This window comes from Lactobacillus helveticus DSM 20075 = CGMCC 1.1877 (assembly GCF_000160855.1).
GTDB lineage: Bacteria > Bacillota > Bacilli > Lactobacillales > Lactobacillaceae > Lactobacillus > Lactobacillus helveticus.
Genome location: NZ_GG700755.1, coordinates 163856 through 169566, shown reverse-complemented (window position 1 = coordinate 169566; position 5711 = coordinate 163856). Strand labels below are relative to the sequence as shown.

The 5711-nt window shown below is 39.5% G+C and carries 3 protein-coding genes, 1 pseudogene and 1 other annotated feature; of the genes and pseudogenes, 2 read left to right on the top strand and 2 right to left on the bottom strand.

Annotation, left to right across the window (positions count from 1 at the left end):
- A pseudogene (locus HMPREF0518_RS06515) lies at positions 1–399 on the bottom strand (polyprenyl synthetase family protein); the annotation flags it as partial.
- Positions 400–535: 136 nt separating this feature from the next.
- Complete coding sequence (locus tag HMPREF0518_RS06510; protein WP_003627284.1) at positions 536–1198, bottom strand: phosphatase PAP2 family protein; 663 nt, start codon at positions 1196–1198, stop codon at positions 536–538.
- 62 nt (positions 1199–1260) lie between these two features.
- Positions 1261–1442 (top strand) — a binding site (T-box leader).
- A gap of 41 nt (positions 1443–1483) precedes the next feature.
- Here HMPREF0518_RS06510 and leuS point away from each other — a divergent pair.
- Both leuS and HMPREF0518_RS06500 read left to right on the top strand, forming a co-directional pair.
- The gene (gene leuS, locus HMPREF0518_RS06505; protein WP_172412571.1) at positions 1484–3901 is read left to right on the top strand and encodes a leucine--tRNA ligase; all 2418 of its coding nucleotides are present in this window, start codon (positions 1484–1486) and stop codon (positions 3899–3901) included.
- Between the two features lie 93 nt (positions 3902–3994).
- The gene (locus HMPREF0518_RS06500; protein ID WP_003627280.1) at positions 3995–5641 is read left to right on the top strand and encodes a putative polysaccharide biosynthesis protein; all 1647 of its coding nucleotides are present in this window, start codon (positions 3995–3997) and stop codon (positions 5639–5641) included.
- The last annotated feature ends 70 nt before the right edge of the window (positions 5642–5711 follow it).

Here is a 5711-nt window from a genome sequence, read left to right as displayed (position 1 = left end):
ATGTTCCGTAGTGGTATCAAGCATCAAGTCAAAGAAGTTGGTAAACAATAAATTACCAGCATAGACTGCAACGTCTTTGCCAAATTCTGCTTGAATGCTGATATTGCCTCTGCGCAAATCAGAATCATCGATGGTATCATCATGAATCAAAGTCGCCATATGCAAAATTTCAATGGATGAGGCTAAATTAATAGTTTGCTGATTAACTTTTCCGACTACATGGGCTGCTAATAATAGAAGGCTAGGGCGTAAATATTTGCCGCCATTATCAGCCATTGTTAATAAAGCAGCTTGTAAACTCTGATGGGGAGTTTAAATGGTGTGCTGAATCAAAGTATCGACTTCAGCTAGCTCACCAGCAATAAGTGGATATTTTTTCCAAGGCTTAAAATTTTTCATAAATCGTTTCCTTAAACTAATAAAATTATTATCGTTTAATTGATTTATTCAAATAGTTCCATTACTTATTATTACGCAGATTGTGAATCTTACCAACAAAAAAACTAGTGAAAAATTAAATTCACTAGTTTTTTGTTTATTTTTGCGATTTTTCTAACATCTTCGGTTCGATGTAAAAGTGATACAAGAAAGAATAACCAAGTAAAACAAAGGTGATTCCTTCAATCCAGCCACCAAAAACATCAGATGGATAATGTACATGGACGAATATTCTTGTGTAGCCAATCAGGATTGGGAACAGCGCCAAAATCATGATCAATAGAGTTTTCCAGAATTTGCTTTTAATTAATAAAATAGTCAAAATAATTAAAACTCCGAATAATGCGGCACTACCAACTGAGTGACCTGATGGAAAACTGTAGCCGTCGGCATAAACTAAATGGTGAACAGTGGGACGATGACGTTCAACTGCATGTTTGATAATCCAGTTATAACAGTTGGCACAAATCATCACCCCCGCCGTAAACCAGGCGTAGGCATATTGTTTAAACGTAATTAAAATTATAAATAAGATAATCGTTTCTATCGTGATCGTGCTAGTATTGCCTAAATTGGTAAAAGTTTTTGCAAAAGCCACGTTAGCCGGATTGTTGTTGCAAACGATGCCGATGACTGCGTTGTCAAAGCTGTGGATAAACTGTGACCCAGATGACACTAGCATCGCCCACGCTGCGTAGATGACCACAAAGATTATCCCTGGAATCAGGGTATCTCTTGGTGGATTTTTTGTATTAATCAAAGAAAGTCTCCCCTTGTAATTTTTAGCATTTGTGGTAAATTATAATCATTATCTATAAGAAAATAAAGGTCAGGAAGTAGTAACAAGGATATTTTTTCAGAGAGAGACTGGTTGCTGTGAAGTCTTAAAGTGGAATTGCGAACTTGTCCTGGTATTGAAACCTATCGTCGCCATCCGCGTTAAGGAGCAATTAAGTGTCACAGATTGTGAAACTTAGGTGGTACCGCGATAACTCGTCCTATGATTAACATCATAGGGCTTTTTTATTTGTAAAAGGAGAGAAAAATCTTGTATAACCACAAAGTAGTTGAAAAGAAATGGCAAGATTATTGGGCAAAACATGATACCTTCAAGACAGGTACAGATCCCAAAAAGAAAAATTATTATGCATTGGACATGTTCCCATTCCCATCTGGTAAGGGACTTCACGTAGGTCACCCAGAAGGATATACTGCAACGGATATTGTCTCACGTATGAAGCGTGCACAAGGCTACAATGTGCTTCACCCAATGGGTTGGGATGCATTTGGACTTCCAACAGAACAATATGCATTGAAGACCGGTGAAGATCCGGCTGTTGTTACTAAGAACAACATTGCAAACTTTAAGCGTCAACTTAACAAGTTAGGCTTTTCATACGACTGGGATCGTGAAATTACTACTAGTGATCCTAACTACTACAAGTGGACTCAATGGGTCTTTGAACAAATGTACAAAAAGGGTCTTGCTTATGAAGCTGAAGTACCAGTTAACTGGTCACCAGACCTTGGTACTGTTGTAGCTAACGAAGAAGTTATCGATGGTAAGACTGAACGTGGTGGATACCCAGTTTACCGTCGTAACATGCGTCAATGGATGCTTAAGATGACTGCTTATGCAGATCGTCTTTTGGAAGACCTTGATGACTTGGACTGGCCAGAACCAGTTAAGGAAATGCAACGTAACTGGATTGGTCGTTCAGTTGGTGCACAAGTAACTTTCAAGATTAAAGATAGTGACAAGACTTTTGACATCTTTACTACTCGTCCTGATACCTTATTTGGTTGTTCATACACTGTTCTTGCTCCAGAAAACAAGTTGGTTCAAGAAATTACCACAGATGGTCATAGAGACGAAGTTAATGCCTACATCAAGAAGATTGAATCTAAGTCTGACCTTGAAAGAACTGATTTGAACAAGGATAAGACTGGTGTATTTACTGGTGCTTATGCAATTAACCCAGTTAACGGCAAGGAAGTGCCAATTTGGATTTCTGACTACGTTTTAGCAAGCTATGGTACTGGTGCCGTAATGGCAGTTCCAGCTCACGATGATCGTGACTACGCTTTTGCTAAAAAGTTTGATTTGCCAATTAATCAAGTACTTGAAGGCGGCGATCTTTCTAAGGCTGCCTTCACTGAAGATGGTCCACACATTAACTCAGAATTCTTGAATGGCTTGAACATCAAGGATGCTAAGAAGAAGATGGTTGACTGGCTTGAAGAACACAACTGCGGTGAAAAGAAAGTTAACTACAAGCTTCGCGACTGGGACTTCAGTCGTCAACGTTACTGGGGTGAACCAATTCCAGTTATCCACTGGGAAGACGGTACTACTTCACTTGTTCCAGAAGATCAACTTCCACTTCGTTTGCCACATGCAACTGATATTAAGCCATCAGGTACTCCAGAAAGTCCATTAGCTAACTTGACTGACTGGGTAAATGTAGTTGATGAAATGGGTCGAAAAGGTAAGCGTGAAACCAACACTATGCCTAACTGGGCTGGTTCAAGCTGGTACTACTTGCGTTACGTTGATCCACACAATGATAAAGAATTAGCTGATTACGACTTATTGAAACAATGGCTTCCAGTTGACCTTTACATCGGTGGTGCAGAACACGCAGTTCGTCACCTTCTTTACGCTAGATTCTGGCACAAGGTTCTTTACGACTTGGGTGTTGTTCCAACCAAGGAACCATTCCAACGTTTGTACAACCAAGGTTTGATCTTGAAGAACCATGAAAAGATGTCTAAGTCAAAGGGTAACGTAGTTAACCCAGACGAAGTAATCGATGAATATGGTGCAGACTCACTTAGAATGTACGAAATGTTCATGGGCCCACTTGATGCTTCAATCGACTGGGATGACAACGGTCCAGCTTCAACCAAGAAGTTCTTAGACCGTGTATGGCGTTTGTTCGTTAATGACCTTGACTTGAAGGCAATTCCACAAGAAAGAATTGTGGATAAAAACGATGGTGAACTCGACAAGGTTTACGCAGAAACTGTTAAGAAGGTTACTGAAGACTTTGACGCTCTTCACTTCAACACCGCTATTTCTCAAATGATGGTCTTCATCAACGCTGCTCAAAAGGCTAAGACTATTCCACGGGAATACGTAGAAGGCTTCGTTAAGCTTTTGGCACCAGTTGCTCCACACATGATGGAAGAAATCTGGCAAGTATTTGGTCATGATGAATCAATTACTTACGCTAAGTGGCCAACTTATGATCCAGCTAAATTAGTTGAATCTACTGTAGAAATCATGGTTCAAGTTAACGGTAAGCTTCGTGGCAAGTTCGAAGCTGCTAAGGATGCAGATAGAGATGACGTTCAAAAGCAAGCTATGGCTTTACCACACGTACAAAAATTCTTGGAAGGCAAGGACGTTAAGAAAGTTATCGTTGTACCTAACAAGATCGTTAATATTGTTGCTAAATAAATTAAGTTTTTCCTAAAAGCTCGGTGAAGTTGAACTTCAAAGGGCAAATTGCGTGACAATTAATTAGTTAATACTTTTTATTAGGAAAAATTGATGGAAGAAGAAAATAATTCAGATAGCAAAGATACACAAAGTACTTTTTTAAAAGGCTCTGCCTGGATGACCTTTGGGTCGATTGCTTCTAGAATTTTGGGTGCATTGTATATTATTCCTTGGTATGCCTGGATGGGCGACTATGGGAATATTGCCAATGCTTTAACTGCTCGAAGTTATAATATTTATACTATTTTTATTCTAATTTCGACGGCCGGAATTCCGGGAGCGATTGCCAAACAAGTAGCCAAGTATAATGCTTTGAATGAGTATGGAATTGGACGAAAATTGTTCCATAAAGGGCTGATTTTAATGGCCTTCTTAGGTGTGATTTCTGCCGCGATTATGTATTTTGCTTCACCGCTATTAGCATCTAACGGTAGTCAAAGCGATCCTAGACAGATTGCGGTTATGCGCAGTTTGTCGTACGCAATTTTGATTATTCCGATTCTGAGTATCATGCGTGGGTACTTCCAAGGGTACGCGGATATGATGCCAAGTGCGATGTCGCAATTCGTGGAGCAGTTTGCCCGAGTAGTCTGGATGCTATTAACTGCATTTGTCATCATGCAGGTGCAGCACGGCTCCTATGTTCATGCTGTTATTCAGTCAAATTTAGCTGCTGCAATTGGTGCCGCATTTGGGATTGGCTTGTTAGTCTGGTTCTTGTTTTCACGGCGAAAACAGCTAGATGACTTGGTTGCCAATTCGAATAACCGATTAAAGGTTTCTACAACTGAACTGTTTGCGGAGATTATCGAACAAGCAATTCCATTTATCATTATCGATTCGGGAATCACTTTATTCTCATTGGTTGACCAATATACATTCCACCCAATGATTGCTGGCTTGGTACATGCAAGTTCAGACACGATTGAAGATTGGTATGCCTTATTTGGTCTTAATGCCAATAAGTTGATCATGATTATCGTATCTTTGGCAAGTGCAATGGCAGTAACGGCGATTCCGCTGTTATCAGCTGCACACACTAGAGGCGACTTTAAGAGCATTTCTAAGCAAATTGCTAATACGATGGACTTGTTCTTGTTCGTAATGATTCCTGCCGCATTTGGTATGGCTGCCATTAGTAAGCCAATTTACACGGTTTTCTATGGTCCAGATCCATTAGGTAGCAACGTCTTATACTTGTCATCATTTACTGCAATTAGTTTAGGACTTTTTACGGTATTGATGGCAGTTTTGCAAGGTCTATCAGAGAATGGATTAGCAATCAAATACTTGGTTTTAGGTTTAATCCTGAAGGGGATTTTGCAATACCCAATGATCTTTTTATTCAAGGTGTACGGACCTTTGGTTGCTACCAACTTAGGACTATTAGTAATCGTTTTGCTGGCATTGAAGCACCTAGAAGTACAATACGACTTCAACTTGAATAGAACGAGCCGACGCTTAGTAGGTATTACCGCATTTTCGATAGGGATGTTCCTAATTGTTAAATTAGTTGAGATGGGCTTAGGCAGATTCTTAAACCCAGATCATCGAATTTCCGCTTTGATTTTGGTAATTTTATCGGTAGGCGTGGGAATTATCTTTTATGGTTTTGCCACGATAAAGACAGATTTAGCCCAAAAGGTAATGGGTAGCAAGATTGAACGAATTTTAGTTAAATTGCATATTCAGTCTTAAAAATTGAATAAAGTCAAAACGAGTAGCATGATGCTGCTCGTTTTTTGTATGCCATTTAAATGATAAAAGT